At 64.6% G+C, this 25,456-nt stretch carries 28 protein-coding genes and 1 tRNA gene; 12 read left to right on the forward strand and 17 right to left on the reverse strand.

Features of this window, described 5'->3' with window-relative positions; genetic code table 11:
• The 4 genes from V473_RS24385 to rimP all read right to left on the reverse strand — a co-directional run.
• Nucleotides 1–226: translation initiation factor IF-2 associated domain-containing protein (locus tag V473_RS24385; protein WP_244884375.1), on the reverse strand; the 226-nt coding region annotated here is incomplete at its 3' end.
• 81 nt (nucleotides 227–307) lie between these two features.
• Nucleotides 308–970 (reverse strand): DUF448 domain-containing protein, encoded by a 663-nt coding sequence (locus tag V473_RS10775; protein ID WP_066603700.1) that lies wholly within the window; start codon nucleotides 968–970, stop codon nucleotides 308–310.
• A gap of 216 nt (nucleotides 971–1,186) precedes the next feature.
• Entirely contained in the window at nucleotides 1,187–2,761 is a 1,575-nt protein-coding gene (gene nusA / locus V473_RS10780; protein ID WP_066603703.1) for a transcription termination factor NusA, read from the reverse strand.
• A 14-nt stretch (nucleotides 2,762–2,775) separates the two neighbouring features.
• Complete coding sequence (gene rimP, locus V473_RS10785) at nucleotides 2,776–3,300, reverse strand: ribosome maturation protein RimP (protein WP_066603706.1); 525 nt, start codon at nucleotides 3,298–3,300, stop codon at nucleotides 2,776–2,778.
• A 207-nt stretch (nucleotides 3,301–3,507) separates the two neighbouring features.
• Between rimP and V473_RS10790 the strand changes: the two genes are divergently transcribed.
• A complete protein-coding gene (locus V473_RS10790; protein ID WP_066603708.1) occupies nucleotides 3,508–4,644 on the forward strand; it encodes a PQQ-dependent sugar dehydrogenase in 1,137 nt (378 codons plus the stop codon).
• 91 nt (nucleotides 4,645–4,735) lie between these two features.
• Here the strand turns inward: V473_RS10790 and V473_RS10795 are convergent, their stop codons facing one another.
• From V473_RS10795 to tpiA, 3 genes are all read right to left on the reverse strand, one after another.
• Nucleotides 4,736–6,367 carry a CTP synthase gene (locus V473_RS10795; protein WP_066603709.1) on the reverse strand — a complete coding sequence of 544 codons (1,632 nt, stop codon included), beginning with the start codon at nucleotides 6,365–6,367 and terminating at the stop codon, nucleotides 4,736–4,738.
• A gap of 89 nt (nucleotides 6,368–6,456) precedes the next feature.
• Nucleotides 6,457–6,837 carry a preprotein translocase subunit SecG gene (gene secG, locus V473_RS10800; protein WP_066603713.1) on the reverse strand — a complete coding sequence of 127 codons (381 nt, stop codon included), beginning with the start codon at nucleotides 6,835–6,837 and terminating at the stop codon, nucleotides 6,457–6,459.
• A gap of 230 nt (nucleotides 6,838–7,067) precedes the next feature.
• Nucleotides 7,068–7,829 carry a triose-phosphate isomerase gene (gene tpiA / locus V473_RS10805; protein WP_066603715.1) on the reverse strand — a complete coding sequence of 254 codons (762 nt, stop codon included), beginning with the start codon at nucleotides 7,827–7,829 and terminating at the stop codon, nucleotides 7,068–7,070.
• Between the two features lie 218 nt (nucleotides 7,830–8,047).
• Between tpiA and V473_RS10810 the strand changes: the two genes are divergently transcribed.
• Nucleotides 8,048–9,997, forward strand: coding sequence for a peptidylprolyl isomerase (locus V473_RS10810; RefSeq protein WP_066603718.1), 1,950 nt, complete (start codon nucleotides 8,048–8,050; stop codon nucleotides 9,995–9,997).
• A gap of 1 nt (nucleotide 9,998) precedes the next feature.
• Nucleotides 9,999–11,522 (forward strand): anthranilate synthase component I, encoded by a 1,524-nt coding sequence (gene trpE, locus V473_RS10815; RefSeq protein WP_066603720.1) that lies wholly within the window; start codon nucleotides 9,999–10,001, stop codon nucleotides 11,520–11,522.
• A 3-nt stretch (nucleotides 11,523–11,525) separates the two neighbouring features.
• Here the strand turns inward: trpE and V473_RS10820 are convergent, their stop codons facing one another.
• The 3 genes from V473_RS10820 to V473_RS10830 form a co-directional block, all read right to left on the reverse strand.
• A complete protein-coding gene (locus tag V473_RS10820; RefSeq protein ID WP_066603723.1) occupies nucleotides 11,526–12,251 on the reverse strand; it encodes an extensin-like domain-containing protein in 726 nt (241 codons plus the stop codon).
• Between the two features lie 3 nt (nucleotides 12,252–12,254).
• Nucleotides 12,255–13,040 (reverse strand): NUDIX hydrolase, encoded by a 786-nt coding sequence (locus V473_RS10825; RefSeq protein ID WP_066603729.1) that lies wholly within the window; start codon nucleotides 13,038–13,040, stop codon nucleotides 12,255–12,257.
• Nucleotides 13,041–13,106: 66 nt separating this feature from the next.
• Nucleotides 13,107–13,182 (reverse strand) — tRNA-Ala (locus tag V473_RS10830).
• Nucleotides 13,183–13,419: 237 nt separating this feature from the next.
• On the opposite strand from V473_RS10830, the gene V473_RS10835 reads away from it, so the two are divergent.
• Nucleotides 13,420–14,364, forward strand: coding sequence for a DUF2171 domain-containing protein (locus V473_RS10835; RefSeq protein WP_066603732.1), 945 nt, complete (start codon nucleotides 13,420–13,422; stop codon nucleotides 14,362–14,364).
• 130 nt (nucleotides 14,365–14,494) lie between these two features.
• Complete coding sequence (locus V473_RS10840; RefSeq protein WP_066603735.1) at nucleotides 14,495–14,677, forward strand: hypothetical protein; 183 nt, start codon at nucleotides 14,495–14,497, stop codon at nucleotides 14,675–14,677.
• On the opposite strand, the gene queA is transcribed toward V473_RS10840, so the two are convergent.
• The 5 genes from queA to V473_RS10865 all read right to left on the reverse strand — a co-directional run bounded on the left by queA (nucleotide 14,674) and on the right by V473_RS10865 (nucleotide 18,270).
• Nucleotides 14,674–15,714 (reverse strand): tRNA preQ1(34) S-adenosylmethionine ribosyltransferase-isomerase QueA, encoded by a 1,041-nt coding sequence (queA, locus tag V473_RS10845; RefSeq protein WP_066603738.1) that lies wholly within the window; start codon nucleotides 15,712–15,714, stop codon nucleotides 14,674–14,676. The two genes, V473_RS10840 and queA, sit on opposite strands and share 4 nt — an antisense overlap.
• Nucleotides 15,715–15,739: 25 nt before the next feature.
• Entirely contained in the window at nucleotides 15,740–16,468 is a 729-nt protein-coding gene (locus tag V473_RS10850; protein ID WP_066603741.1) for a peptidylprolyl isomerase, read from the reverse strand.
• Nucleotides 16,469–16,567: 99 nt separating this feature from the next.
• Entirely contained in the window at nucleotides 16,568–17,077 is a 510-nt protein-coding gene (gene coaD / locus V473_RS10855) for a pantetheine-phosphate adenylyltransferase (RefSeq protein ID WP_066603743.1), read from the reverse strand.
• A 3-nt stretch (nucleotides 17,078–17,080) separates the two neighbouring features.
• Complete coding sequence (locus tag V473_RS10860) at nucleotides 17,081–17,995, reverse strand: polyprenyl synthetase family protein (protein WP_129925930.1); 915 nt, start codon at nucleotides 17,993–17,995, stop codon at nucleotides 17,081–17,083.
• A gap of 20 nt (nucleotides 17,996–18,015) precedes the next feature.
• On the reverse strand, nucleotides 18,016–18,270 hold the full coding sequence (locus V473_RS10865; RefSeq protein ID WP_066603749.1) for an exodeoxyribonuclease VII small subunit: 255 nt from the start codon (nucleotides 18,268–18,270) through the stop codon (nucleotides 18,016–18,018).
• Between the two features lie 202 nt (nucleotides 18,271–18,472).
• On the opposite strand from V473_RS10865, the gene V473_RS10870 reads away from it, so the two are divergent.
• Nucleotides 18,473–18,853: a hypothetical protein gene (locus tag V473_RS10870; RefSeq protein ID WP_066603753.1), complete on the forward strand. Its 381-nt coding sequence runs from the start codon at nucleotides 18,473–18,475 to the stop codon at nucleotides 18,851–18,853.
• Between the two features lie 301 nt (nucleotides 18,854–19,154).
• Nucleotides 19,155–21,332 carry a phosphoribosylformylglycinamidine synthase subunit PurL gene (purL, locus tag V473_RS10875; RefSeq protein WP_066605514.1) on the forward strand — a complete coding sequence of 726 codons (2,178 nt, stop codon included), beginning with the start codon at nucleotides 19,155–19,157 and terminating at the stop codon, nucleotides 21,330–21,332.
• A gap of 139 nt (nucleotides 21,333–21,471) precedes the next feature.
• On the opposite strand, the gene V473_RS10880 is transcribed toward purL, so the two are convergent.
• Nucleotides 21,472–22,254 carry a methyltransferase domain-containing protein gene (locus V473_RS10880; RefSeq protein ID WP_066603754.1) on the reverse strand — a complete coding sequence of 261 codons (783 nt, stop codon included), beginning with the start codon at nucleotides 22,252–22,254 and terminating at the stop codon, nucleotides 21,472–21,474.
• A gap of 60 nt (nucleotides 22,255–22,314) precedes the next feature.
• On the opposite strand from V473_RS10880, the gene V473_RS10885 reads away from it, so the two are divergent.
• From V473_RS10885 to bfr, 3 genes are all read left to right on the forward strand, one after another.
• Nucleotides 22,315–23,556 carry a DUF418 domain-containing protein gene (locus V473_RS10885; RefSeq protein WP_066603759.1) on the forward strand — a complete coding sequence of 414 codons (1,242 nt, stop codon included), beginning with the start codon at nucleotides 22,315–22,317 and terminating at the stop codon, nucleotides 23,554–23,556.
• Between the two features lie 60 nt (nucleotides 23,557–23,616).
• Nucleotides 23,617–23,787, forward strand: a complete 171-nt coding sequence (locus tag V473_RS10890; protein WP_066603762.1) for a (2Fe-2S)-binding protein — start codon at nucleotides 23,617–23,619, stop codon at nucleotides 23,785–23,787.
• Between the two features lie 148 nt (nucleotides 23,788–23,935).
• Nucleotides 23,936–24,415, forward strand: coding sequence for a bacterioferritin (gene bfr / locus V473_RS10895; RefSeq protein ID WP_066603763.1), 480 nt, complete (start codon nucleotides 23,936–23,938; stop codon nucleotides 24,413–24,415).
• 58 nt (nucleotides 24,416–24,473) lie between these two features.
• Here bfr and V473_RS10900 read toward each other — a convergent pair whose 3' ends face one another.
• Complete coding sequence (locus V473_RS10900) at nucleotides 24,474–24,881, reverse strand: (deoxy)nucleoside triphosphate pyrophosphohydrolase (RefSeq protein WP_066603768.1); 408 nt, start codon at nucleotides 24,879–24,881, stop codon at nucleotides 24,474–24,476.
• A gap of 82 nt (nucleotides 24,882–24,963) precedes the next feature.
• Here V473_RS10900 and V473_RS10905 point away from each other — a divergent pair, with 82 nt between their 5' ends.
• Together V473_RS10905 and V473_RS10910 are read left to right on the forward strand one after the other, a co-directional pair.
• Nucleotides 24,964–25,149: a Flp family type IVb pilin gene (locus V473_RS10905; RefSeq protein ID WP_066603770.1), complete on the forward strand. Its 186-nt coding sequence runs from the start codon at nucleotides 24,964–24,966 to the stop codon at nucleotides 25,147–25,149.
• Nucleotides 25,150–25,288: 139 nt separating this feature from the next.
• Complete coding sequence (locus tag V473_RS10910; protein ID WP_066603774.1) at nucleotides 25,289–25,450, forward strand: Flp family type IVb pilin; 162 nt, start codon at nucleotides 25,289–25,291, stop codon at nucleotides 25,448–25,450.
• The last annotated feature ends 6 nt before the right edge of the window (nucleotides 25,451–25,456 follow it).

Consider the following 25,456-nt stretch of genomic DNA (forward strand, 5'->3'; position numbering starts at 1 on the left):
CGGGGCGCGGCGCGGCCGGCGCCGGGTCGGCCTGGGGCGCAGCCGCAGGGGCTGCACCGGTCGTCTCACCCGGCTTGCCCAGGACGCGGCGCCGCTTCACTTCAACCACGACCGTATTTTTGCGGCCATGGCTGAACTGCTGCTGCACCTGGCCGGATTCCACGGTCCGCTTGATGCCCAGTGGCTTGCGGCCCAGAATCGGCTTGTCTTCCTTGCTGTCACTCATACGACTGAACTTAACCCTTCACTTCCGCTCCGACCGGAAAGGCCCGTCGGCGCCCTTAACAAATTCACATCCGAATTTAACCTAAGCGACCACGCCTGGCACATCGGCGGAGTCAGGCTCCCCATGCACAGGCGCCCCGTTAGCGCAACCCAGATAGCTTTCCAAGCGGCCGATGGCGCCGCGCAGACGCGATGCCGCACGCGAGTCGGTCACCGCGATATGGACGACATTGTCGCGCCCCATTGCCATAGATAGGGCGTCCCGGTCCACAGGCAAGACGATGCCCGCCAAATCCGTGCCTTCGGCTTCCTGTCCGACGCGCAGCGCCTGGTCCAGTTTGCGATTGCCATCGGCCGCCGCATCGGCGGCGTGGAGAAGCAACCGCACCTGGCCCTTGCGGCAGGCGACGTCAATCTTTTCCGAACCCGTCAGCAGCATCGACGCGCGCGCTTCCAGCCCCAGCCGGTCGAGCAGCGTCTTGCGCAGCCCGGATTCGATCATGGCCGGCAGGTCGTCGGGAATCTGGAGATCGCTATCCTTGAACGCGCGGGCCAGCGCGCCTTTGAGCTTGCCCTTGGCCAGCGCGGTTTCCAGTTCGGCGCGCGATACGCCGATCCAGGCGCCCCGACCCGGCGCCTTGGCGCGGATGTCGGGCAGCACCTGACCCTCCGGCCCCACCGCCAGACGAACCAGCGTTTCGGGGTCGGCGCGGTCGCCGGTCAATATGCATTTGCGTTCGGTCATGCGCGCCCCTCCGCCAAAACGGATGAAAGGGCAAGTCCGACGCTGTCGAGAAGCGCTATTCTCTCATCGGGGAGTGTCCGCAACATGGGCGTCCTCCCTTGCTAGAGAAGCGGAACGGACAGCCGCCGGCCCTTCCGGCCGCTCAATGAGCGACCGGGTGGCGTCGGCGATGATCGCGTGGCCGGCCGGGCGGGTGTCGATAAAAGACATGAAGGCTCAGGCTTCCTCGTCTTCGAACCAATGGGCGCGGGCGGCCATGATGATCTCATTGCCCTGCTCGTCCGACAGGCCATAGGCCGCCAATATGCCGCCCTTGTCCTCGGCGCCGCTATCCGATTTGCGGCGACGCTGGTCGACGCGCTTCTTCTGCACCAGTTCGTCGGTGGCCAGGTCGGCCAGGTCGTCGAGCGTCTTGACGCCCGCCTTGCCCAGCGTGACCAGCATGGCTTCGGTCAGATGCGGCATCTCGGCCAGCGCGTCCTCGACGCCCAGATTGGTGCGTTCCTCGCGGGCAGCGGCCTCGCGGCGCTCCAGCGCTTCAAGCGCGCGGTTCTGCAACTCGGCGGCCAGCTCGTCGTCAAAGCCTTCGATCGCCGCCAGTTCGTCGATCTCGACATAGGCGACCTCTTCCAGCTCGCCAAAGCCTTCGGCGACCAGCAACTGCGACAGCGTCTCGTCCACGTCCAGTTCGTTCTGGAACAGTTCGGAGCGGCTGACGAATTCCTTCTGGCGCTTCTCGCTGGCGTCGGCTTCGGTCATGATGTCGATCGCCTTGCCGGTCAGCTGGCTGGCGAGGCGGACATTCTGGCCGCGACGGCCGATGGCGAGCGACAACTGATCGTCGGGGACGACGACTTCGATACGCTCTTCTTCTTCATCGATGACGACGCGGCTGACCTGGGCCGGCTGCAACGCATTGACGACGAAGGTCGCGGTATCTTCCGACCAGGGGATGATGTCGATCTTTTCGCCCTGCATTTCCTGCACGACGGCCTGCACGCGGCTGCCCTTCATGCCGACGCAGGCGCCGACCGGGTCGATGCTCGAATCGCGGCTGATGACGCCGATCTTGGCGCGGCTGCCCGGATCGCGGGCGGCGGCCATGATGGTGATGACGCCGTCGTAGATTTCCGGCACTTCCTGCGCGAACAGCTTCTTCATGAATTCAGGATGCGCGCGGCTCAGGAAAATCTGCGGCCCGCGATTTTCGCGGCGCACGTTCAGCACGACCGAACGGATGCGATCGCCGACGCGAACGACTTCGCGCGGAATCTGCTGGTCACGGCGGATCACGCCTTCGGCGCGGCCCAGATTGACGACGACATGGCCGAATTCGACCGACTTGACGACGCCGGTGATGATCTCACCCACGCGGTCCTTGAACTCTTCATGCTGGCGCTCACGCTCGGCGTCGCGGACCTTCTGGAAGATAACCTGCTTGGCCGACTGGGCGTCGATGCGGCCCAGGTCGATCGCGGGCAGCGGATCGACGATGAAGTCGCCGATCACGGCATCCTTTTTCAGCTTTTGCCCGGCCTTCAAATCGACCTGCTTGAAATAATCCTCGACCAGTTCGACCACCTCGACGACGCGCCACAGGCGCAGGTCGCCGGTTTCCGGGTCCAGCTTGGCACGGATGTCGTTTTCGGCGCCATAGCGCGCGCGGGCGGCGCGCTGGATCGCGTCTTCCATCGCTTCGATGACGATCGCCTTGTCGATCATCTTTTCGGATGCGACGCTGTTGGCGATCGCGATCAGTTCGGCCCGATTGGCGGAAATGGCGTTGGCCATGGCTTTATGAACCCTTATTCTTCGGTTTCAAAATCATCCGCCCCATCGGAGGAAAGCGGCATTGTAGCAGAAAGGAGCGCGTCGGTCAGCAGCAGCTTCGCGTCGCTAACCAGCGCGAAAGGAATGACGACGTCGCCACTCTTCGCGTCGGTAAACAGGATATTGTCGCCTTCGACCCCGTTCAGGACACCACGGAAACTCTTGCGCCCATCGACGATTTCCGTCGCGGTGATCTTGGCTTCATGGCCGGCCCATTCGATAAAGTCGTGCAACCGGGTCAACGGCCGGTCGATGCCCGGCGAGCTGACTTCCAGCCGATAAGCTTCCTCGATCGGATCGGCCTCGTCCATCACGTCGGAAATACGGCGCGAAATGGCAGCACAATCCTCGATGACCAATTGCTTGGTCTTGGGGTCTTCGGCCATGATCTGCAACGTATGCTCGTCGCCCGACCCGAACAGCTTGATCCGCACGAGATCGAAGCCCAGGGCCTTCACCTCCGGTTCGATCAGCGCAGTCAATAGGGCGATGTCCGCCATGCAATCTCCAGAAACTCTATGCGCGCTTCCCCATGTCGCAGACCTAGAAGCGCCGCAAGCGTTTCGCTTGCGACCCTGACATGTGTAACGATGTAAGGAAGCAAGAGCGATATAGGCGTAGCAGGGGAAATCTGCAACATTATTCGTTGTCGCTCATTCTAGCAGCCAAGATACACGCTTCGACCGCCCGAACCGCCGGAGACACTGATGCGCCACCCGATCGCCTTCGCCCTGCCCCTCATCCTGATCGCCTGTTCGGGCGAAGGAGCCAGCAGCCAGACGACCGCCACGGCGGACAAGCCCTTCAGGACCTCCGTCATCGCCGATTTCGATTCGCCCTGGGCCATGACCTTCCTGCCCGACGGCCGCGCCCTGGTGACGGAGAAGAAGGGCGAGATGATCCTGTTCGATCCCAAGAACGGCACCAAAATCCCGATCGCTGGCATCCCTAAAGTGGACAGCGCAGGCCAAGGCGCATTGATGGACGTAGCGCCCTCACCGACCTTCGCCAAAGACAAGGCTGTTTATTTCAGCTTCTCCGAAGAGCGCGACGGGGTGAAGGGCGTGGCGCTGGCGAAGGGCATTTTCGCGCAAGCCAGCGACGGCGCGACGAAGCTGGACGGCGTAACCGTCCTCTTCCGTGCCAGCCCCTATGTCGATGGCAACGGCCACTATTCCGGCCGCATCGCTTTCTCGCCGGACGGAAAATATCTTTTCTTCACCAATGGCGAGCGGCAGAAATTCGATCCCGCGCAAGACCCCAAGGCAACGCTGGGCAAAGTCCTGCGCCTGAACCTCGACGGCACGCCCGCGGCGAATAATCCCCTCGCGGCCCAGGGCTTCAACCCGGCCATCTGGTCCTACGGCCATCGCAACCTGCTGGGCCTCGCCTTCGACAAGGACGGCCGCTTGTGGGAACAGGAAATGGGGCCGAAGGGCGGCGACGAAGTGAACCTCATAAAGCCCGGCCTCAACTATGGCTATCCCAAGGCGTCGAACGGCAGCCATTATGACGGCCGCGACATTCCCGACCATGCGCCGGGCGACGGGTATGAAGCCCCGAAAGTCAGTTGGAACCCCGTTATCTCGCCCGGCGGCCTGCTCTATTATTCGGGCGACCTCTTCCCGCAATGGCAGGGATCGCTGTTCATCGGCGGCCTGTCGAGCCAGAGCCTGGTCCGGGTGAAGCTGGACGGCGACAAGGCGCAAAAGGCCGACCAGTGGGATATGGGCGCCCGCATCCGCGAGGTGGAGCAAGGGCCTGATGGCGCGCTCTGGCTGCTGGAGGATGGCGGCGACGGATCGCAGGGCCGGATGCTGAAACTGACGCCGGCGGCATTTTGATTTGGACCATTTGATAGTCCATCCCGTCACTTGATGGGGGTGAACAGGATGAAGATTTCCGTATCCGACGCCACTCCGGCCCCGCCTTTGTTTACACCAACCGGCTCTGCTTGACCGCCGCTTCGATGAAGCTGGCGAAGAGGGGATGCGGGTCGAACGGCTTGGACTTCAATTCCGGGTGGAACTGCACGCCCACGAACCAGGGATGGTCGGGCCGCTCGACGATTTCGGGCAGCGTGCCGTCGGGCGACATGCCGGAAAAGATCAGGCCGCCCTTTTCCAACGGTTCGCGATAGCCGGCATTGACCTCATAGCGATGGCGGTGCCGCTCGCTAATGTCGTTGGCGCCGTATATGCCCGCCACAACGCTATTGCCGGTCAGCTTAGCCGGATAGGCGCCCAGCCGCATCGTGCCGCCCAGGTCGGTGTCGGCGGTGCGCTTCTGCAGGCCTTCGGTGCTCATCCATTCGGTGATGAGGCCGACGACCGGCTCGGATGTATCGCCAAATTCGGTAGTGGAGGCCGCCGCAATGCCCGCGGTGTTCCGCGCGCCCTCTATGCAGGCCATCTGCATCCCCAGGCAAATGCCGAAGAAGGGCACATTGCGTTCGCGCGCGAATTTGACGCTGGCGATCTTGCCTTCCGACCCGCGCACGCCAAAGCCGCCCGGCACCAGGATGCCGTGCATCGGCTCCAGGCTCGCGACGATGTCGTCGCCCTTCTCGAACAGTTCAGCGTCGATCCACTTGACCTTCACCTTCACCCGGTTGGCCAGGCCGCCATGGTTGAGCGCTTCATAGAGCGACTTATAGGCGTCTAGCAGGCCGACATATTTGCCAACCACGCCGATCGTCACTTCGCCTTCGGGGTTCTGCTGGCGATCCATGATGTCGTCCCAGCGGGCCATCTGGGGCGTGGGCGCATCCTTGATGCCAAAGGCGCGCAGCACTTCCGCGTCCAGCCCTTCGGCATGATATTGATGCGGCACGGCGTAGATGCTGCTGGCGTCGAGCGCGGGAATGACCGCTTCGGGACGCACGTTGCAGAACAGCGCAATCTTCTGGCGCTCGCTGTCAGGCAGCGGATGCTCGCAACGGCACAGAAGGATGTCGGGCTGGATGCCCAGCGAGGTCAGGTCGCGCACGCTGCGCTGGGTCGGCTTGGTCTTCAACTCGCCCGCGGCCGCAATGTACGGCACCAGCGTCACATGAACGAAGATCGACTGGCCGCGATCCAAGTCGTTATGGAGCTGGCGAATCGCTTCCATGAAGGGCAGCGATTCGATGTCGCCCACCGTGCCGCCAATCTCGCACAGCACGAAATCGATATCGTCGGTGTCGGCCAGCGCGAACGCCTTGATCTCGTCGGTGACGTGCGGAATGACCTGCACCGTCGCGCCCAGATAATCGCCGCGCCGCTCGCGCTGGATGATCGTCTGGTACACGCGGCCCTGCGTCACATTGTCGCTCTGGCGCGCGGAAACGCCGGTAAAGCGCTCATAATGGCCAAGGTCCAGGTCGGTTTCCGCCCCGTCGTCGGTCACATAGACTTCGCCATGCTGATACGGGCTCATCGTGCCCGGATCGACGTTGAGATAGGGGTCGAATTTTCGGATTCGCACACGGAAACCTCGCGCCTGCAGCAGCGCTGCAAGCGAAGCGGCCATCAGGCCCTTGCCAAGCGAGGAGACCACGCCGCCGGTGATGAAAATATACCGCGTCATGGGAGGAGAGGCTTAGCCTTTCGGAACAACAAAGGGCAAGCGCGCGAATCCACGCACGCTAAAAAAAGATCGAAAGATCGGTGAAAGGTTTAGTTGGCGAGCGGAACCGCGCCATTGGCCGCCGGAGTCGAGGACGCCGCATTGCTGGCGACGCCCGCCAGCGGATCGGCGTTACCGGCGGGGGCCGGGGCGTTCTGCGTCGCCGGAGCCTGCTTGACCAGCGATGTGTCGATGTCGCTGGGCGCATGACGCACCGATGCGATCACCGCCATGACGATCGACAGGGTAACGAAGATCGTCGCCAGCACCGTGGTCGACCGGGTCAGGAAATCCGCCGCGCCGCGCGCCGACATCAGGCCCGCCGGGCTGCCGCCTACGCCAAGGCCCCCGCCTTCCGACTTCTGCATCAGGATGACGGCGACCAACAGGGCCGCGATGATGGCCTGCACGACGAGAAGGAAGGTGAACATGCGACGGGGTGTCCGGTACTATAGGATGCGTTGGCGCGCACATAGCGACGAAGCGTCGTGGGGGCAACCTATGAGGGGTGCGACCTTCGTCCTCTTCCACGAAACCCTTTCACCGATCGCCCTGAGCGAAGTCGAAGGGCACGACTGAGCGGAGCGAAGTCACTTCGCTCCGCTCAGTAAAAGGCTTCGACTTCACACAGACCGAATGGAAAAAATCGCTGGGCCTTCGCTCAAGCCGCCACGGCCAAATTGCCGTCCGCCGCCGCCACGATCGGGGCGAATTTCGCCGCGGTCAGGCTAGCGCCTCCCACCAGCCCGCCGTCTACATCGGCGATTCCCAGCAGTTCGGCGGCATTCTCGCCGTTCATCGACCCGCCGTAAAGTATGCGCATCGCACCCGCTTCGCCGCCGATGCGGCTGGCCAAAGCGGCGCGCAGCGCGGCGTGCATGGTGGCGACCGCCTCCATCGTCGGGATGCGCCCGGTGCCGATCGCCCAAATGGGTTCATAAGCGACCGCCAGCCAGTCGGCCGAGGCGCCGTCCGGCAAGGATGCCAGCAATTGCGCCGAAACCACCGCTTCCGCATCGCCCGCATCGCGCACGTCCAGGCTTTCGCCCACGCACAATATGACGTTCAATCCGGCTGCCCTGGCCGCCATCGCCTTGGCCGCGACATCCGCGTCGCTTTCACCCTGGTCCTGCCGCCGCTCGCTATGGCCCACGATGGTCCAGCTGGCGCCGGCTTCGGCCAGCATCGCCGCCGACAGGCAGCCGGTATGCGCGCCGTTGCCTTGCATGTGGCAATCCTGCGCGCCGATGAAGGCCCCGCCCTTCTGCCCGTCGGCCGCCGCGATCAACGTCGCGGGCAGGCACAGGCCCACTTCCACATCGCCATGATCGGCCGCCAGCGCGCCGATCGCCGCTACCTCGCCCAATTGCGCCATCAGGCCGTTCATCTTCCAGTTGCCGACAACCAGCTTGCGCCTGTCCATCAATCTTGGTCCCTTGTGATTATTGCCGCACGATGCGCCCGGCCGATCCCCGACGGTCTTTCAGGCCAAAGGCCTTTCAGACCGCGCCTCCTTGGATCGTCCCGGCACAGGTATAAGGCGATGAACGGCGCTCGCGCATTTGTCCAGTCCAAGCCTTGCCGCCGCGCGCATCCGCGCCTAAAGCGGGCCGCCATAACGCCCGTAGTTCTGGAACCCCCATGCTTTCTGTCTTTCGCAGCTTCATCCGATCCAAATTCGGCGCGCTTTTCGCCATCCTTTTCCTGGGGGTGATCGCTGCGGCCTTCATCCTGGGGGACGTCACCAGCGGCAATTACGGCAGCCCGCTGGGGGGCGGCGCGACTGCGGCCAAGGCGGACGGCTACAAGCTCACGGAAACGGAATTGCAGGATCGGGTGCAGCGCGTGTTCGAAAATGCGCGCCGCACCAATCCCGGCCTCCAGATCGGCGATTTCTTCGAGCAGGGCGGCGCGCGCCAAGTGTTCGACCAGTTGGTGGCGTCCCTGACGCTCAAGGCGTTCGCCGACGATCAGGGCGTGCATATCTCCAAGCGGCTGGTCGACGCGCAGATCGCGCAAATCCCCGCCTTTCAGGACGCCGCCGGCAATTTCAGCAACGACAATTTCCGCGCCCTTCTGGTGCGCGAACGGCTGACCGAACAGGCGCTGCGGGATGACATCAGCCGCGAAATCCTCCAACGCCACCTGCTCGCCCCGGTGGGCCTGGGCGTGAAGCTGACCGACAGCATGGTCCTGCCCTACGCCTCGCTGCTGCTCGAAGCGCGCCAGGGCACGGTCGCGGCGATCCCGGCGGTCGCCTTCCTCGACGACAAGAATCCGACCGACGCGCAACTGGCCGACTATTACAAGAAGAACGCCAGCCGCTTCACCATCCCCGAACAGCGTCGCATCCGCTACGCCGTGGTCGATGCCGAGCGTTTCGCCCAGGCGGCCCAGCCGACCGAGGCTGAGATCAGCGCCAGCTACAACCAGAACAAGGCCGCCTACGCCGCCAGGCAAAGCCGCAGCGTCGAGCAGCTCGTGCTGCCGACGCAGGCGGGCGCCAAGGCGATCGCCGATCAGGTGAAGGGCGGCAAGACGCTCGCCGCCGCAGCCCAGGGCGCTGGCCTCGCCGTATCGACCCTGGCCGACCAGAGCCGCGAAGCGCTGACCGCCACGGCGGGCAAGGGCGTCGCCGACGCCGTGTTCGCGGGCAAGCAGGGCGACCTGATCGGCCCGGTGCGCGGATCGCTCGGCTGGCTGCTGCTGCGCGTCACCGCGACGAAGGAAACTCCCGCCCGGCCGCTGGACGCGGTGCGCGGCGAGATCGTCACGGCGCTGCGCGCGCAGAAGGAAAAGCAGCTCTTGTCCGACTTCACCGGCAAGATTGAGGATGCGATCGCCAATGGCGACAGCTTCGAGGAAGTGGCGAAGGATAATGGCCTGAAGCTGGAAACCAGCCCGCCCCTGCTGGCTACCGGCAAGCAGGTGAAGGACCGGGCCTATGCCGCCCCGGCCGACATCCAGCCGCTGCTCGCCCCCGTCTTCGCGATGAGCGCGGACGACGATGCGCAGTTGATCCCGATCACCGCGGACAAGCGTTATGCGCTCGCCGCGCCGGGCGAGATCACCACCGCCGCGCCACCGCCGCTGGCCGAAGTCAAGCAACTGGTGCTGGCGCAATATAAGCTGAATGCCGGCAATCTGAAGGCAAAGGCGCTGGCCGAGCAGATCCAGGCGAAGGTCGCCAAGGGCGCGAAACTGGCCGACGCCATCGCCCAGGCCGGCGTCAAGCTGCCCGCGCCGCAGGTGCTGGGTGGCCGCCGCGCCGACATCATGCGCGGCGAGCAGCGTCCCCCGGCCGAAGTCGCCATCCTCTTTGCGATGGCGGCGAACACGGTCAAGACGCTGCCGATCGGCCAGGATCGCGGCTATTTCGTCGTCCAGCTAAACAAGATCGAGCGCGGCGACGCCAAGAACCAGCCTGCCTTGCTGAACCAGGTCCGCACCCAGCTCGCCGATGTGGTCGGCCAGGAATATGGGCAGCAATTCGAACGCGCGATCGAAAAGGAACTGGGCGTCACCCGCAACGCCAAGGCGGTGGAGCAGGTCCGCAGCGCACTCGCCGCCACCAATAGCGGCGAGCAGTAAGATGGCGGCGATCGGCGGGACGGCAGACGGCGTAGAGACTGCGCGCGCGGCGCTTTTGCGCGGCGAATCGGCGCTGGTGTGGCGGCGGCAGATCGCCGACACCGACACGCCCATCTCCGCCGCGCTCAAACTGTTCGAGCCCGATCGCGGCGATTATCTACTGGAATCGGTGGAGGGCGGCGCGGTGCGAGGCCGCCACAGCCTGATCGGCCTCGCCCCCGACCTCGTCTTCCGCGCCAACGGTCAGAATGCCGAAATCAACCGCCAATGGGCGACCGATCGCGACGCCTTCGTCCCCGAAAGCGCCGGCGCGCTCGATGCCTTGCGCGCGTTGGTGGCCGAATGTCGCGCCGCGATGGATCCCGCCCTGCCCGCCGCGCTCGCCTGCCTTGTCGGCTATTTCGGTTATGAGACGGTCGGGCTGGTCGAAAAACTGCCCCGCCCCGCCGCCAATCCCATCGGCGTGCCCGATATGCTGTTCGTGCGCCCGACCGTGATCCTCGTCTTCGACCGGCTCGCCGACGCCCTCTATCTGGTCGCCCCGGTGTGGAAGGGCAGCTTTACCGACGCGGATCGGGCTATCGAGGAAGCGCTGGAGCGGATCGACGCCACCGCCGCCCGCCTCGCCGCGCCCCTACCCGCGCTCCCCGCCCCGGCAAATATCGCCGATGTCACGGCCACCCCGGTATTGGAGCCGGGCCACTATGCGCAGATGGTCGACAAGGCGAAGGACTATATCGTCGCGGGCGACATCTTCCAGGTGGTGATCGCCCAGCGTTTCACCAGCCCCTTCACCTTGCCCCCGATCGCCCTTTATCGCGCGCTGCGGCGGATCAACCCATCGCCCTTCCTCTATTATCTCGACCTGCCCGGCTTCGCGCTGATCGGCTCTTCACCCGAAATCCTGGTCCGCGCCCGCGACGGCGAAGTCACGATCCGCCCGATCGCCGGCACCCGCCCCCGCGGCAAGAACGCCGTGGAGGACGCCGCCAATCGCGAAAGCCTGCTCGCCGATCCCAAGGAACGGGCCGAGCATCTGATGCTGCTGGACCTGGGCCGCAACGATGTCGGCCGTGTGGCGACCGCGGGCAGCGTCACCGTGACCGACAGCTATAGCGTCGAATTTTACAGCCACGTCATGCACATCGTCTCGAACGTCGTGGGCCGTCTGTCCCCTGAGAAAGACGCGATCGACGCCCTGTTCGCTGGCTTCCCGGCCGGCACCGTATCGGGCGCGCCCAAGGTCCGCGCCTGCGAAATCATCGCCGAACTGGAGCCGGAAACGCGCGGCGCTTACGCCGGCGGGGTCGGCTATTTCGGCCCGGACGGCAATATGGACAGTTGCATCGTGCTGCGCACCGCGGTCCTCAAGGACGGCGTCATGCATGTCCAGGCGGGCGCCGGCATTGTCGCCGATTCGACCGCCGAATACGAACAGCGCGAATGCGAAGCCAAGAGCGGTGCCTTGCTGGCCGCCGCGCGCGAGGCGGTGACGCTGGCGCGGGAAGCCGGCTTCGGCCAGTAAAGGTCAGCGGCACGCCCGTCCGCCCATCGCACCCCGTTCCGCCTGGTCCAGATGGAAATGGTCGCGATGCGCGGCGTTATAGTCGGGCGACAGCACGGTCGAGAACAGCCCGCACGCCCCGTCCCGCACCGCGCGCAGAAATTCCGCGTCCTTCTCCGTTCCCTTCCAATCGTTCAGTACGCTGACCTGCCTCCCGTCCTTCAGCACGAAGGCGGCGACGTCGATCGCGTCGGCGGTGGCATGTTCGCTATAATCGCCTCGGCTGCGGCCATAGATGCGCCGACAGCTATAGCTGCCGAAATGGCGGATGCTGCGCACCGGCGCGCCATAGATGCGCTGCGCGGCTGGTTGCACCACCTGCCATTCCCACAGTTTGAGCGCGGCCGCCACCGGGCAGGAGGGCGCTACCGCGGCCGGCGCCAGGGCGATCGCATCACCGTCAGGTCGAAACCGCACCGCATCGGCATAGCGACACTGGTCCGCCCCGCCCGGCTCCATTGCGACATAATCCACCCCGGCCCGGTCGAGCAGCGCCCGGCATTGCGCACGGTCGCCGGTCAGCGCCGCCAGCTTGCGGCCGGTGAACAAGCCGATCGGCTGCCCCAGGTCCAGACCGGTCCAGGGCAGATCCTGCGGCCTTTGCCGCAACCAGGCGTAGCCGAGGAAGATCAGGGTCAAAAAGCCGCCCAGCAGGACAAGACGGCGCAGGGTCAGGTGAAGTCGGCGCATGTCCTAAACACGCCGGACTTGCCGCATCGGCTCCGATGTGATCGGATAACCCAGATGGGTCGGGATGCAGAGATGGGTTTCGCCGTCGCGCTGCTCCCGCCATGGCCGCACCTTCTCCACAGGATAGGCCAGCGCATGGGCGACCAGGGCGTCAAGATTCGCGTGCAGCGCCAGCCGCTCCAGATTGCGGCGAGTGGGAAAGATCACCTGTGCCTCACCCGCATCCGCCTTCGCCAGCGTATCCGCCGCGCTGCTCCAGAACAGGCGCACATTCTCGGTCGTATCGACGCTCGCCACCTGCCCTTCGGGCGCGCGCGCCAGATAGAATCGCGTGTCGAACACCCGCCGCGCCCGCTCGAACGGCGCGGGGTGCCAGCGCGCAAAGGGCGTCAGCGCGTCGAGCGCTATGCCCAGCCCCAACCGCGCCAGCATCGCGCCCATCGTCCGCCCGTCATGCAACCCGTCGCGCAGCCGCAGGACGACAGCCGCGTCCACCGCGCCCGTCAAGCCGATCCCCAGCCCGCTTTCCTCAATCGTCTCGCGAATGGCGGCGATCCGCCCGGCCGCCTCGTCCGGGTCCAGCCCATGGTCGATTACGTGCGCCAGCGCATGATCGCCCTCGTCCACCGCGCCGCCAGGAAAGACCAACGCGCCTGCGGCAAAGGCCATGGTCGACGCGCGCTCCACCATCAGCAATTCCGGGGGGCCATCATGCCGGTCGCGCACGATGACAACCGTGGCGGCGGGGCGGCCCATATCCGTTTCACGGGCATCTGTTTCAATTGTCATGGAAACCGCTCTACGCATGTCATGCGCCAGCGGTAAAGTCCTTGCGGTTCAACCCTGGAAAGGGGTTGGTGGAGCCTAGCGGGATCGAACCGCTGACCTCGTCATTGCGAACGACGCGCTCTCCCAGCTGAGCTAAGGCCCCCGAAGGAGCGCTGCCTATAAGCGAGCGATTTAGCCCATGCAACCGTCTTTTGCACAAAAATGCTTATGTGCGGCTGCTCTGGATCAAGCCGTTCGGAAAGGGAGCGATTTGCGCGCGACAGAGCGCCCGACAGGCAGGACATTACCCCTGCGTAACGCCCGGAACGATGCCCCTTTCCACTCATTGACCTCCCGTGGACGCCGCGCAGGTGTCGCTCACAACAGAAGGAGAAGGACAATGGGTTACCAAGGCGGACGCCGCTATGGTGGCGATGATCGATATGGCAGCAACTGGGATCGCGGCGGCGACCGCTATCGCCGGTCAGGCGATTATGGACCCGACGATCGCGGCTATCGCTACGGGACGCGCGGCCAGTTCGGCGGTCCCGACCATCGCCGCCCGCCCAGCGATTATCATTTCGAAGATCGCGGTTTCTTCGACCGCGCCGGGGATGAGGTCCGCAGCTGGTTCGGCGATGAGGAAGCCGAGCGTCGGCGCGAATATGACGAATATTATAACCGCCCCTATGGCGACCCGCGCGACCAGTCGAGCCGCATGGGCTATGCATCGGCCTCCCGCAGTGATTATCTGCCGAACCGCGGCTTCACCCCCTATAGCGGCGAACGCAGCGGCTATGGCAGTGAAGACCATGGCGATCGCGTCTATGGCTATGGCCCGCAGCAGGATTATGGCGCGCATCATGACAGCAATTACCAGGCCTGGCGCCAGCAGCGCGTGGATGAACTGGACCGCGACTATGCCGAATATCAGCGCGAACATCGCGACCGCTTCAACAGCGAATTCGGCACTTGGCGCAACCGCCGCGGCGAACAGCGCCAGGCGATACAGCAGGTGCGCGAACATCATGAGGTGGTCGGCAGCGACGGCGAGCATGTCGGCACCGTCGACAAGCTGCGCGGCGACCGCATCATCCTGACCAAGAGCGACAGCGATGCCGGCGGCGTTCACCATTCTATCCCGTCAAGCTGGATCAAGTCGGTCGACGCGACCAAGGTGACGTTGGAAAAGACCGCCGAGCAAGCGCAGGACGCTTGGCGCACCGAACGCGAGCAGAACGCCTTGTTCGGCGGTCGCGACCGCGATCAGGGGGGCTGGACCGGCGAAGGCGCCGCAAGCAACACCTCCGGCAGCAGCAGCTATAGCGGCATCCGCTATCGCTAATCCCGCTGGTTGAAAACGTAAAAGGCCCGGTTACCGCGCCGGGCCTTTTTCATGGGCGCAATTGACCCGGCGCCACGGAACTTCGGTCGCCCCTGCGCGCTGAGGAAAGACAATAGTGTAAGGAGTCCCCATGAAGAATCTCATCGGCACCACCATCGGCGCCGCGATCGACCGCAAGGATGGCGACAGCGGCGTCAAGGGCGCGATATTGGGCTATGCCGCATCGGGCGCTGCGAAAACTCTCGGCAAGCTCGGCCTGTTGGCCGCGATCGGTTATGGCGCCGTCAATCTCGTCCGCAGGCGCAACGCCTAAACGCTGCGCTGCGGCAACAGCAGCGAGCTATCCCCATAGGAATAGAAGCGGTAGCCCGTCTCGATCGCATGACCGTAGACGGCCCGCATCCGATCCGTCCCCATCAATGCACTGACCAGCATGAACAGTGTCGATTTGGGCAGATGGAAGTTGGTCATCAGTCCGTCAATCGCCTTGAAGCGGTAGCCGGGCGTGATGAAAATGCGCGTTTCGTCGGCGAAGGGTCGGATCAGCCCATCTTTGTCGACGGCGCTTTCCAGCAACCGCAGCGATGTTGTGCCGACCGCGATCAGCCGCCCGCCCGCCGCTCGCGCCGCATTCAGCCGGTCAACCGTCGCCGCGTCGATCCGCCCCCATTCGGCGTGCATCCGATGGTCGTCGGTATCGTCCGCCTTTACCGGCAGGAACGTGCCGGCCCCGACATGCAGCGTCAGCGTCTCGGTCGTGATGCCCGCCTGGTCCAGCGCCGCCATCAAGTCGGGCGTAAAGTGCAGCGCCGCGGTGGGCGCGGCGACCGCCCCATCCTTCCGCGCGAACATGGTCTGGTAATCGCTCCGGTCGCGTTCGTCGGTCGGACGCTTGCTGGCGATATAGGGTGGCAGCGGCATCCGCCCCGCCCGCTCCAGCAAAATCTCGACCGGCTCGTCGCCCTCGAAGTCGAGCGTCACGCCGCCATCCTCGTCGCGCGGCCCGGCGATCGCCGTCACGCCCGCCCCGAAATCGATCCGGTCGCCCGCCCGCACCCGCTTTGCGTTGCGCAGAAAGGCCTGCCATTGCCGCAATCCCTGCCTTTTGTGCAGCGTCGCGCCGATCCGCGCCTCGCCGCGCATCCCTTCCAGCTGGGCGGGAATAACTTTGGTGTCGTTGAACACCAGCACGTCGCCCGCGCGCAGCAGGCCGGGCAGGTCGCGCACGACATGGTCTTCCATCGCGCCATTGCCCGGCGCCAGCAACAGGCGCGCGCTATCGCGCGGCGACGCGGGCCGCAGCGCGATATTTTCGGGCGGCAGGTCGAAATCGAACAGCTCTACGCGCATGGCTTCATTCGGCGCGAACGCCGCCTTACTGGCCAGGCGTAGCGGGCAGGATCGATGGCGCGGCGGGCGCTGGCGCCACCGGGGCGGTCACCGGCGGCTTGCCGTCGCTCTCGATCGACGCTTGCAGGATCACGGTGGGGTTGGCCGGCGGCTCGCCCTGCGCGATCGCATCGACATATTGGATGCCCTCGATCACGCGGCCGAAGACGGTATATTTCTTGTCCAGTTGCATCCGCGGCAGCAGTACGATGAAGAATTGGCTGTTGGCGCTATCCTCGCTCTGGGCGCGCGCCATCGACACGGTGCCGCGCAGATGCGGCATCGGGTTGAACTCGGCCTTCAGGTCCGGCAGCGTCGATCCGCCCGTGCCGTCGCCCTTGGGATCGCCCCCCTGCGCCATGAAGCCGGGGATGACGCGATGGAATTTCAGACCGTTATAAAAGCCCTGGCGCGTCAATTCCTTGATCCGTTCGACATGGGTCGGCGCGATGTCGGGGCGCAATTGAATGCGCACGCGGCCGCCGCTCGACAAGTCCAGATCCCAGATATTCTGGGGATCGGCCGGCACGGTGGCGGGCGGCAGCTGGGGCTTTAGGTTCGTATCCAGCGACTTGGCGTTTTCCTGCGCGCGCGCGGCTGCTTCCGCCTTCTTCACATCCTCGCCGCCACCACCGCCGCCCTGGGCATAGGCCAGGCCGGACGCGGTAAGGGCGACGCCGATCGCAACGGTCTTGAGCGCGCAGGTGAAACGCATGGGGTAGGACTTCCTTGATCTCTTAGGCCGACGGGGCAAGCCGCCCTGATAGCGCGCTGATCGCGATTGGCAACTGAACGCAGGCTGAAAGAGGATAACTCAGCTGCCCTTGCGCCCGATCTTCTCGACCCGCGCGGCCACCTCGTCGCGCACGGTCGGGCTGACGAATTTATGGATCGGCCCGCCATAAAGCGCGATTTCCTTGACCAGTCGCGACGCGATCGGCTGCAACGACACGTCCGCCATCAGGAAGACGGTTTCGATCCGGCCGTTAATCTGCTGGTTCATGCCCGCCATCTGATATTCATATTCGAAGTCGGCAACGGCCCGCAGGCCGCGAATGATGACGCTGGCGTTCTGCGATTCGGCAAAATCCATCAGCAGCGAATTGAACCCGGTCACGACGATCTCCGTGTCGATGCCCGCGCATTCGCGCCGCACCATCTCCAGCCGTTCCGCATCTGAGAACATGGGCGATTTGGCGATGTTGGTGGTGACGCCGATCACCAGCTTGTCGACCAGCTTCGCGCCGCGCCGGATGATGTCCATATGGCCGAGCGTGATCGGGTCGAACGTGCCCGGATAGACGCCGATACGCTGCTTGCTCATGATTTAGCGGTCCCTCTCCACGATATAGTCGGCAATGGCGCGCAGCAGGTCGGCCTCCGCGCCAGACCCGCGCAGATGCGCCTTGGCCTGTTCGACCAGCATATGCGCCTGTTCGCGCGCGCGCTCCACGCCCAGCAGCGACACGAACGTCTCCTTGCCCGCCGCCGCATCCTTGCCCAGCGCCTTGCCCGCCAGCGCCGCGTCGCCCTCGACGTCCAGCAGGTCGTCGGCGATCTGGAAGGCCAGGCCGATGTCGCGGGCGTAGCCGTGCAGCCCGGTGCGCGCCTCATGTGGCAACCGCGCCATGATCGCGGCGGCCTCCACGCAGAAAGCGATCAGCGCCCCGGTCTTGAGATTTTGGAGCCGCGTGACGGTCGCCAGGTCGAAGCGGGTTTTTTCCGCCTCCAGGTCCATCATCTGTCCGCCCGCCATGCCGGCCGGGCCGCTCGATAAGGCCAAGGCCCGCACCAGGTCGATCCGCACGAACGGATCGGGATGCGTCTGCTCGTCGGCCAATATCTCGAACGCCAGGTCGTGCAGGCAATCGCCCGCCAGTATCGCGGTTGCTTCGTCATACGCCTTGTGCACCGTCGGCTTGCCGCGGCGCATATCGTCATTGTCCATCGCCGGCAGGTCGTCGTGGATCAGCGAATAGACATGGATGCACTCGATCGCGAGGCCGACGCGCAGGGCCGAATCGCGCGAGATGTTGAACAGATCGCACGCCGCCTGCACCAGCAGCGGGCGCAATCGCTTGCCACCGCCGATCGCCGCATGGCGCATCGCGTCATAGAGGCGCGCGCGGGCGTCGTCGGGCACCGCGAGCAGCCGGTCGAAAGCGGCATCGATGTCCTGCGCGACGCTGGCCGCGCGGCTGGCGACCAGCGATGCTGCGGAGGCGCTCCGTCCCTCGTTCATGCCGCCCCCATTCATGAAGGTCAGTCCGCGCCGAAGGGTTGCGCGCCGGTCACCGCGCCATTGGTGTCGACCGTCAGCTTGGCGATCCGCGCTTCGGCCGCTTGCAATCGCTCGGCGCAGCGCTTGCGCAGTTCCTCGCCCTGGGCATAAAGCGAGATCGACTCGTCCAGCGGCACGTCGCCGCTTTCCAGCCGACGGACGATCGTTTCGAGCGCGCGCAGCGCATCCTCGAAAGACAAGGTTGCGGTATCGGGGGTGGAATTATCCTCAGCCATGCCCCTGCATTGGCGGCCGCCACCGCCCCGGTCAAGCCCGCGTCGGCCATTTAAAGGCGGTCAGGGGCGCGACCCGCCCGCAATTCGCCATTCATCCTCATATCGTCATCCTATCGTCATGACGTCATTTCACGGCGCATGGCGGGAACATCGCAGTTTTGCGTTGACGCACCATGTTGCACATGCACATAAAAGGATCGCTATGAAATATTATCTCCCCCTTATCGCCGTCGCCAGCGTGGCTTTGCTGTCGGCCTGTAACAAGAATGACGAACCCGAAGTCGTGGGCGGCCCTGCCGATCCCATGGCGGCCGAACTCGCTAACGCCGCGCCGGTCGAGCTGCCGCCCTCGGTCAAGGCCAACAAGCAGTTCCGCTGCAAGGACAACAGCCTGATCTTCGTCGATTTCATGACCGACGACAAAACGGCGAACCTGCGCACCGAAAAGGGTGGATCGCCGACCAAGCTGGTCGCAGCGGAAGCAGGCCGGCCCTACACGGCCGATGGCTTCGAAGTCAGCGGCCAGGGCGACGCCGTGACCATCACCGTGCCTGGCAAGGGCGCCCAGGCCTGCCACGTCTAAAACCGGGCACGCCTTTTTCCGTCTTCACCAAGGCCGGACCTCCCCTAAGGTCCGGCCTTTTTCTTTTGGAGTGAGTGGCGGGTTTGCGACCATTGCGTTCGCAATCCGACCTTCCCTCCCCCTTTCGCGCCCCAATCATTGCAAGCCGTCACCCTCTCGCTTCTCTGCGCCTCGGCGCGAAAAATCACATCAGCCGAAACGCGCCACCTCCCATCCCCCGCTCCCGCCCGATCGACGCATCGCCACCAATCCACGCACGCCGCCATTGTGATTCCTCCACGCCCCCGCTATGGGCGCGCACATGTCCAGCACCGCCCCCCAGATCACCCCGGAAGTCGTCGCCGAGCATGGCCTCAGCCCGGAAGAATATGACCGCGTCCTGAGCGCCCTCGGCCGCGAGCCTAACCTGACGGAACTGGGCATATTCTCGGTCATGTGGTCGGAACATTGCTCGTATAAATCCTCCAAGATCCATCTGATGAAGCTGCCGACCACCGGCCCGCAGGTGATTTGCGGCCCCGGCGAAAATGCCGGCGTGGTCGACATCGGTGACGGACAGGCGGCGATCTTCAAGATGGAGAGCCACAACCATCCCAGCTATATCGAACCCTATCAGGGCGCGGCGACGGGCGTCGGCGGCATCCTGCGCGACGTCTTCACCATGGGCGCGCGTCCGGTCGCGAACATGAACGCGCTGCGCTTCGGCCGGCCCGACCATCCCAAGATGCGCCACCTTATCAGCGGCGTAGTGCGCGGCATCGGCGGCTATGGCAATTGCGTCGGCGTGCCGACCGTGGGCGGAGAGGTGAATTTCCACCCCGCCTATGACGGCAATATCCTGGTCAATGCGATGACCGTAGGCGTCGCGGATACCGACAAGATTTTCTACAGCGCCGCGTCCGGCATCGGCAACCCGATCGTCTATGTCGGCTCGAAGACCGGCCGGGACGGTATCCATGGCGCGACGATGGCGAGCGCCGATTTCGGCGACGACGCCGACGCCAAGCGCCCCACCGTGCAGGTCGGCGACCCTTTCACCGAAAAGCTGCTGATCGAAGCCTGTCTGGAACTTATGGCGTCCGACGCGATCGTCGCCATTCAGGATATGGGCGCAGCCGGCCTCACCTCCTCCAGCGTCGAAATGGCGTCGAAGGGCGGCGTGGGCATCCAGCTCAACATGGACGATGTGCCGCAGCGCGAAACCGGCATGACCACCTATGAAATGATGCTCTCCGAAAGCCAAGAGCGCATGTTGATGGTCTTGAAGCCCGGCCGCGAGGCTTTCGCCGAAGCGATCTTCCGGAAGTGGGAACTGGACTTCGCCGTCATCGGTCATGTCACCGACACCGGCCGCATGGTGCTGATCCACAAGGGCGAGACAGTGTGCGACATCCCGCTCGCCCCGCTGGCCGACGATGCGCCGCTCTACGACCGTCCCTCCATGCCGAAGGACGACTATAAGATCTGGTCGAAGGTCGAACCGCTGGGCGAGATCGCCGAAAGCGCCGACATCGGCGCGGACCTTGTGAAGCTGATGGGCAGCCCCGACATCGCCAGCCGCCGCTGGATCTGGGAACAATATGATCACATGGTCGGCGCCGACACCGTCCAGCGCCCCGGTGGCGACGCCGCGGTCGTGCGCGTCCACGGATCGAACAAGGGCATCGCGATCAGCACCGACTGCACGCCGCGCTATTGCTATGCCGACCCCTATGAAGGCGGCAAGCAGGCGATCGCCGAATGTTATCGCAACCTGTCCGCCGTCGGCGCGATGCCGCTCGCGGTCACCAACTGCCTCAACTTCGCCAACCCGCAACGCCCCGAAATCATGGCGCAGCTGACCGGCTGCCTGGAGGGCATGGGCGACGCCTGCCGCGCGCTCGACTTCCCGATCGTGAGCGGCAACGTCTCGCTCTATAATGAGAGCAAGGCGACCGGCGGCGGGAGCGCGATCCTGCCGACCCCGGCGATCGGCGGCATCGGCCTGCTGGCCGACGTCGATATGATGGCGACCGTGGCTTTCAAAAATGCAGGCGACGCGATCTGGCTGATCGGCGAAGAAGGCGCGCATCTGGGCCAGACCATCTGGCTGCGCGAGATCGCCGGTCGCGAAGCAGGCGACGCGCCCAAGGTCGATCTGGCCGCCGAACGCGCCCGCGCCGACACCGTGCGCGCGCTGGTCGCCAGCGGCACGGTCAATGCCGTGCATGACATCAGCGACGGCGGCCTGCTGGTCACCATCGCGGAAATGGCGCTGGCCGGCAAAATGGGCGCGACGCTCGACATCGCCCTCACCACCGCATCCGCTTTTGGCGAAGATCAGGGCCGCTATGTCGTCACGGCCCCCGCAAGCGTCGAGATTGCAGGCGCGTCAAAGATCGGCACGACCGGCGGCGCCAGCATCGCCGGCGTGTCACTCGACGCGCTACGCACCGCCCATGAAGGCTTCTTCCCAGCCCTGATGGACAGCGAACTCTAATCGCCCAAACTCGCAAAGCCCCGTCGTCCTCGCGCAGGCGGGGCTTCACTTCTCCTCCTGCGACTGGATCGCATGAAGGCGCCATGGATTGCCGCCGTCGCGGGAATGACGAGTGAGGGTAAGCCCTGTCCCCGCAGCGCTATGCCCCAGCCCGCGTCACCCGCGCGAACAGCACCTGATAGCCATCACCACCGCCCCTCTCTTCAAACGCTGCCATGACCCGGCGCAGGTCGCGCGGGGTCAGCGGCTTGCGCCCTTCGCTCGGCACCACCGCGCCGATCCCCTTGAGGTGCGCGATCAGCCCGCGCGCGCCGCCGCACGCCAGCGTATAATGTTCGTCAAAGGCGAAGGCGTCGTCATGCCCCACGAGCAGCCCGCGCAGATCATCGAGCGACGGATAGCCCGGCACCCCCGCCACCAGCCCGCACGCATCATGCGCCGCGCGCCAGCGGGCGAAGCTCCCCCGCCCCATGGTCGAAAAGATCAGGCTCCCGCCCGGCCGCAACAACCGCGCCAGCCGCGCGATCGCGCCGCCCAGATCGTCAAACCACTGAAAGGCCAGGCTGGACAGGATCAGGTCGAACCATGGCCCCTCGAACGGCGGCGCTTCCCCGTCCATCGTCATGAACCGCCCCGCGACCAACCCGTGCGACGCCGCCTGCTCCAACATGCCCGGCGATATGTCGGTCGCCACCAGTTCCGCGCCGGGCCAGCGCGCCTGAATGGCGCGCGTCAGGAATCCGGTGCCGCACCCGATCTCCAGGATGCGCCCCACCCCATCGGGCTTCTGCCGCTGAGCGAGGTCGGCGACCAGGCTCGCGGCCAGCCGCTGCGGCCCGGCATAGGCGTCATAATGCGCCGCCGCCGCGCCGAAGGCGTCGCTTATTCGTTGTTTGCGCCATTGCCTGGAGCGGTCGTTCATGGCTAGGCGCATGGCAGAGCTTCGACTGGCTGACCAGTCCTTTCAAGGAACCGCCGCTTCATGACCCCCTTCGCCCGCAACCCCGCCATGGACGTGCTGCGCGGTTGCGCCGTGCTGGGTATCTTGTGGATGAACATCACCGCCTTCGCCCTGCCGCAAAACGCTTATTTCAATCCGGCGGTGGCGGGACCGCCCTCCGCTGCGGACATCGCCGCCTGGGCGATCAGCCTGATCCTGGTGGACGGCAAGATGCGCGGTCTGTTCGCCCTGCTGTTCGGCGCGTCGATGCTGCTGCTGATCGACCGGGAGGAGATGGCGGGGCGCGACGGCCGCCGGGCGCAGATCATCCGCGCGGGCTGGCTGTTCGTCCTGGGCTGCGCGCATTTCTTTCTGCTGTGGTGGGGCGACATCCTGCGCGTCTACGCGCTGGTCAGCCTGCTCGCGCTGCTGTTCGTGGGCCTCGAACCCTTCGCCCTTGTCAAGCGCGCCCTGCTCTTCTTCCTGCTCCAGTTCCTGCTGGTCGCCAGCTTCATCGCCAGCCTCTACGCCTGGAGCCATGCCGCCGCAGCCCCCGACGCAGGCGCATCCCTGCGCGATGGCTATGCCGCCTTCATGGCCGCCCTGGCCAATCCCGCCAGCCCCGGCACATTGGCGGAAATCGCCACCTATCGCGGCGGCTTTGCCGGCATCCTCCAGCATAAACTGGCCGGACTGCCGGGCGACTGGCTCTGGGGTTTCCTCTTCACCGCCTTCGAAACCATGGGCTTCATGCTGCTAGGGATGGCGATGCTCAAGGGTGGCTTCCTCACCGGTCGCTGGGACGCGGAGCAATATCGCCGCACCGCACGCCATTGTTTCCTGATCGGCCTGCCGCCCATGGCCGCGCTGACGCTCTGGGTGGCCTGGAGCGGCTTTGCCCCCCTGCCTGCCTATGGCGTCGCGCTCGCCTGGTCGCTGCCCTTCCGTATTCCGCTGACGGTTGGCTGGGCCGCGCTCATCCTCTGGCTGCTCGCCCGCCATCGCAGCCATTGGCTGGTCGATCGCCTGGCCGCCGCCGGACGGCTGACGCTCAGCAACTATCTCGCCACCAGCCTCGTCATGACCGCGCTCTTCTACGGTTGGGGCCTTGGCCTCTTCGCACGGGTGCCGCCGGCGGCGCTCCCCCTGTTCGTGCTGGGCGGCTGGACACTGATGCTCGCCTGGTCGAAACCCTATGCGGCGCGATTCGCCCTGGGTCCGGCCGAATGGCTCTGGCGCAGCCTGATCCGCGGCCAACCGCAAAAGATTCGCAAAAGCGACTGATTACTATTGCGACCCATTATCAGACACGCTATCCCTGTTTCCAACAGGAGAGTGTCTTCGATGGTCGTCTGCGTGTGTAATGCTATTCGTGAAAAGGACTTGCGGGAAGCCGCGCGCAACGGGGCGGACACGCCCTGCAGCGCCTATGCCCAATATGGTCGCCGCCCCAAATGCGGCCAGTGCGTCTCCTTCGCCCGCACCATCATCGCCGCGGAACGCGCCTCGGCCTGACAGGATTGCGAATCAGCCTCAGTCGGCAATCGCGATCTCCACGCAATAGCGCACGAAAAAAGCCGGGATTCCCAAGGGTTTTCAGCTTAACAGCGCGTCTCCGAAACGATATATGGGCCGGCGTCCCCCATTGCCGGAGTAAAGCGCCATGAAAGGCGACGCCAAGGTCATCGAATATCTGAACGAGGTGCTCAAGAATGAGCTGACCGCGATCAACCAATATTTTCTCCACTATCGTATGCTCAACCATTGGGGCATCGAGAAGCTGGCCAAGTTTGAATATGAGGAATCCATCGATGAGATGAAGCACGCCGATAAGGTGGCGGAGCGCATCCTCTTCCTTGACGGCCTGCCCAATTTTCAGCTGCTCGGCCGCCTCAAGATCGGCGAAACGGTCGAGGAAATCCTCAAGGCCGACCTTGAACTGGAATATGAGGCGCTGCCGGTGCTGCGCGACGCCATCGCCTATTGCGAATCGATCCGCGACTTCGTCAGCCGCGACCTGTTCCAATATATTCTCGAAAGCGAGGAAGAGCATGTCGACACGCTGGAAACCCAGTTCGAAATGATCGAACGCATGGGTATCCAGAATTATGTCCAGCTCCAGAGCAAGGCGAAAGAGGACTGATCGTCCCGATCCCTATCGGATTTGAAAGGGGCGTCCTGCACGGTGCGCCCCTTTTGCGTCATAGCAGCGCTTCGAGCAGCCCGATCAACGGCAAGTCCGCAGGCGGCATGTCCAGCGCATACATCTGCGCCGGCTTCAACCATTGCAGCGCCGTCGCATGGCGCGCCTCCGGCATCCCCTTCCACTTGCGGCAGACATAGAGCAGCAGCAGCAGATGCTTCTCGCCCAGCGCCTCGCTGGCGAAAGTCGCAGGGGCCAGACAGCTGCTATGCGTCTCTATCCCCAACTCTTCTTCCAACTCGCGCACCAGCGCCGCTTCGGGCGTTTCGCCCGGCTCCACCTTGCCGCCCGGAAATTCCCACAGGTCCGCCATCGCCTTGCCGGGCGGGCGCTGCTGCAACAGCACCCGGCCATCGGCATCGACCAACGCTACGGCCACCACCAGCAAGGGAGAAAAAGAAGGCATATCGGTCCTGTCGGGAGGGCTTTGTTAACCGTGGTTCCTTTACACGTGGATTGGGGACTGTCTGTAGCGAAACGGGGATATTATGCGCGCGCTTGTCGAAATCATTGCCCGATTGAGGCTGATCCGATGCGAACGCGCCGCCACGGCCGTCGAATATGGCCTTATCATCGCCATGGTCGTTCTGGCCATGATTGCGGCCCTCAACAACGTCGCGACCAAGACCACGGGCATGTGGAACAATGTCGCGACGGAAGTAACGAAGCATTAACCATCAATATTTGACAGCCGCGACATCGCATTAAGAGTTTTTCAACCGGCTTTGTCTAATTCAATCCTTGCTGACCACAAATATCCATACGGGGCGGCCGGGTAGTTAAACGCTGAAATCTATTTCAAGGAGACGTCACATGCAGTTCATGCGTAAGATGCTGAAGAACGAAAAGGGTGCCACCGCGATTGAATACGGCCTGATCGCCGCTCTGATCGCCGTCGCCGCCATCGGCGCGATGACCAGCCTGGGCACCAAGCTGGGTTCGACCTTCAACAACGTGTCGGGCAATCTGAAGTAAGCCCAG

Origin of the sequence: Sphingobium cupriresistens LL01 (genome assembly GCF_001046645.1) — a bacterium.
Taxonomy (GTDB): Bacteria; Pseudomonadota; Alphaproteobacteria; order Sphingomonadales; family Sphingomonadaceae; genus Sphingobium; species Sphingobium cupriresistens.

Coding starts and splice junctions, on each gene's coding strand:
- V473_RS10775 (WP_066603700.1), bottom strand. CDS start 970: ATGACCGAACGCAAATGCATATTGACCGGCGACCGCGCCGACCCCGAA.
- nusA (WP_066603703.1), bottom strand. CDS start 2,761: ATGGCCAACGCCATTTCCGCCAATCGGGCCGAACTGATCGCGATCGCC.
- rimP (WP_066603706.1), bottom strand. CDS start 3,300: ATGGCGGACATCGCCCTATTGACTGCGCTGATCGAACCGGAGGTGAAG.
- V473_RS10790 (WP_066603708.1), top strand. CDS start 3,508: ATGCGCCACCCGATCGCCTTCGCCCTGCCCCTCATCCTGATCGCCTGT.
- V473_RS10795 (WP_066603709.1), bottom strand. CDS start 6,367: ATGACGCGGTATATTTTCATCACCGGCGGCGTGGTCTCCTCGCTTGGC.
- secG (WP_066603713.1), bottom strand. CDS start 6,837: ATGTTCACCTTCCTTCTCGTCGTGCAGGCCATCATCGCGGCCCTGTTG.
- tpiA (WP_066603715.1), bottom strand. CDS start 7,829: ATGGACAGGCGCAAGCTGGTTGTCGGCAACTGGAAGATGAACGGCCTG.
- V473_RS10810 (WP_066603718.1), top strand. CDS start 8,048: ATGCTTTCTGTCTTTCGCAGCTTCATCCGATCCAAATTCGGCGCGCTT.
- trpE (WP_066603720.1), top strand. CDS start 9,999: ATGGCGGCGATCGGCGGGACGGCAGACGGCGTAGAGACTGCGCGCGCG.
- V473_RS10820 (WP_066603723.1), bottom strand. CDS start 12,251: ATGCGCCGACTTCACCTGACCCTGCGCCGTCTTGTCCTGCTGGGCGGC.
- V473_RS10825 (WP_066603729.1), bottom strand. CDS start 13,040: ATGACAATTGAAACAGATGCCCGTGAAACGGATATGGGCCGCCCCGCC.
- V473_RS10835 (WP_066603732.1), top strand. CDS start 13,420: ATGGGTTACCAAGGCGGACGCCGCTATGGTGGCGATGATCGATATGGC.
- V473_RS10840 (WP_066603735.1), top strand. CDS start 14,495: ATGAAGAATCTCATCGGCACCACCATCGGCGCCGCGATCGACCGCAAG.
- queA (WP_066603738.1), bottom strand. CDS start 15,714: ATGCGCGTAGAGCTGTTCGATTTCGACCTGCCGCCCGAAAATATCGCG.
- V473_RS10850 (WP_066603741.1), bottom strand. CDS start 16,468: ATGCGTTTCACCTGCGCGCTCAAGACCGTTGCGATCGGCGTCGCCCTT.
- coaD (WP_066603743.1), bottom strand. CDS start 17,077: ATGAGCAAGCAGCGTATCGGCGTCTATCCGGGCACGTTCGACCCGATC.
- V473_RS10860 (WP_129925930.1), bottom strand. CDS start 17,995: ATGAACGAGGGACGGAGCGCCTCCGCAGCATCGCTGGTCGCCAGCCGC.
- V473_RS10865 (WP_066603749.1), bottom strand. CDS start 18,270: ATGGCTGAGGATAATTCCACCCCCGATACCGCAACCTTGTCTTTCGAG.
- V473_RS10870 (WP_066603753.1), top strand. CDS start 18,473: ATGAAATATTATCTCCCCCTTATCGCCGTCGCCAGCGTGGCTTTGCTG.
- purL (WP_066605514.1), top strand. CDS start 19,155: ATGTCCAGCACCGCCCCCCAGATCACCCCGGAAGTCGTCGCCGAGCAT.
- V473_RS10880 (WP_066603754.1), bottom strand. CDS start 22,254: ATGAACGACCGCTCCAGGCAATGGCGCAAACAACGAATAAGCGACGCC.
- V473_RS10885 (WP_066603759.1), top strand. CDS start 22,315: ATGACCCCCTTCGCCCGCAACCCCGCCATGGACGTGCTGCGCGGTTGC.
- V473_RS10890 (WP_066603762.1), top strand. CDS start 23,617: ATGGTCGTCTGCGTGTGTAATGCTATTCGTGAAAAGGACTTGCGGGAA.
- bfr (WP_066603763.1), top strand. CDS start 23,936: ATGAAAGGCGACGCCAAGGTCATCGAATATCTGAACGAGGTGCTCAAG.
- V473_RS10900 (WP_066603768.1), bottom strand. CDS start 24,881: ATGCCTTCTTTTTCTCCCTTGCTGGTGGTGGCCGTAGCGTTGGTCGAT.
- V473_RS10905 (WP_066603770.1), top strand. CDS start 24,964: ATGCGCGCGCTTGTCGAAATCATTGCCCGATTGAGGCTGATCCGATGC.
- V473_RS10910 (WP_066603774.1), top strand. CDS start 25,289: ATGCAGTTCATGCGTAAGATGCTGAAGAACGAAAAGGGTGCCACCGCG.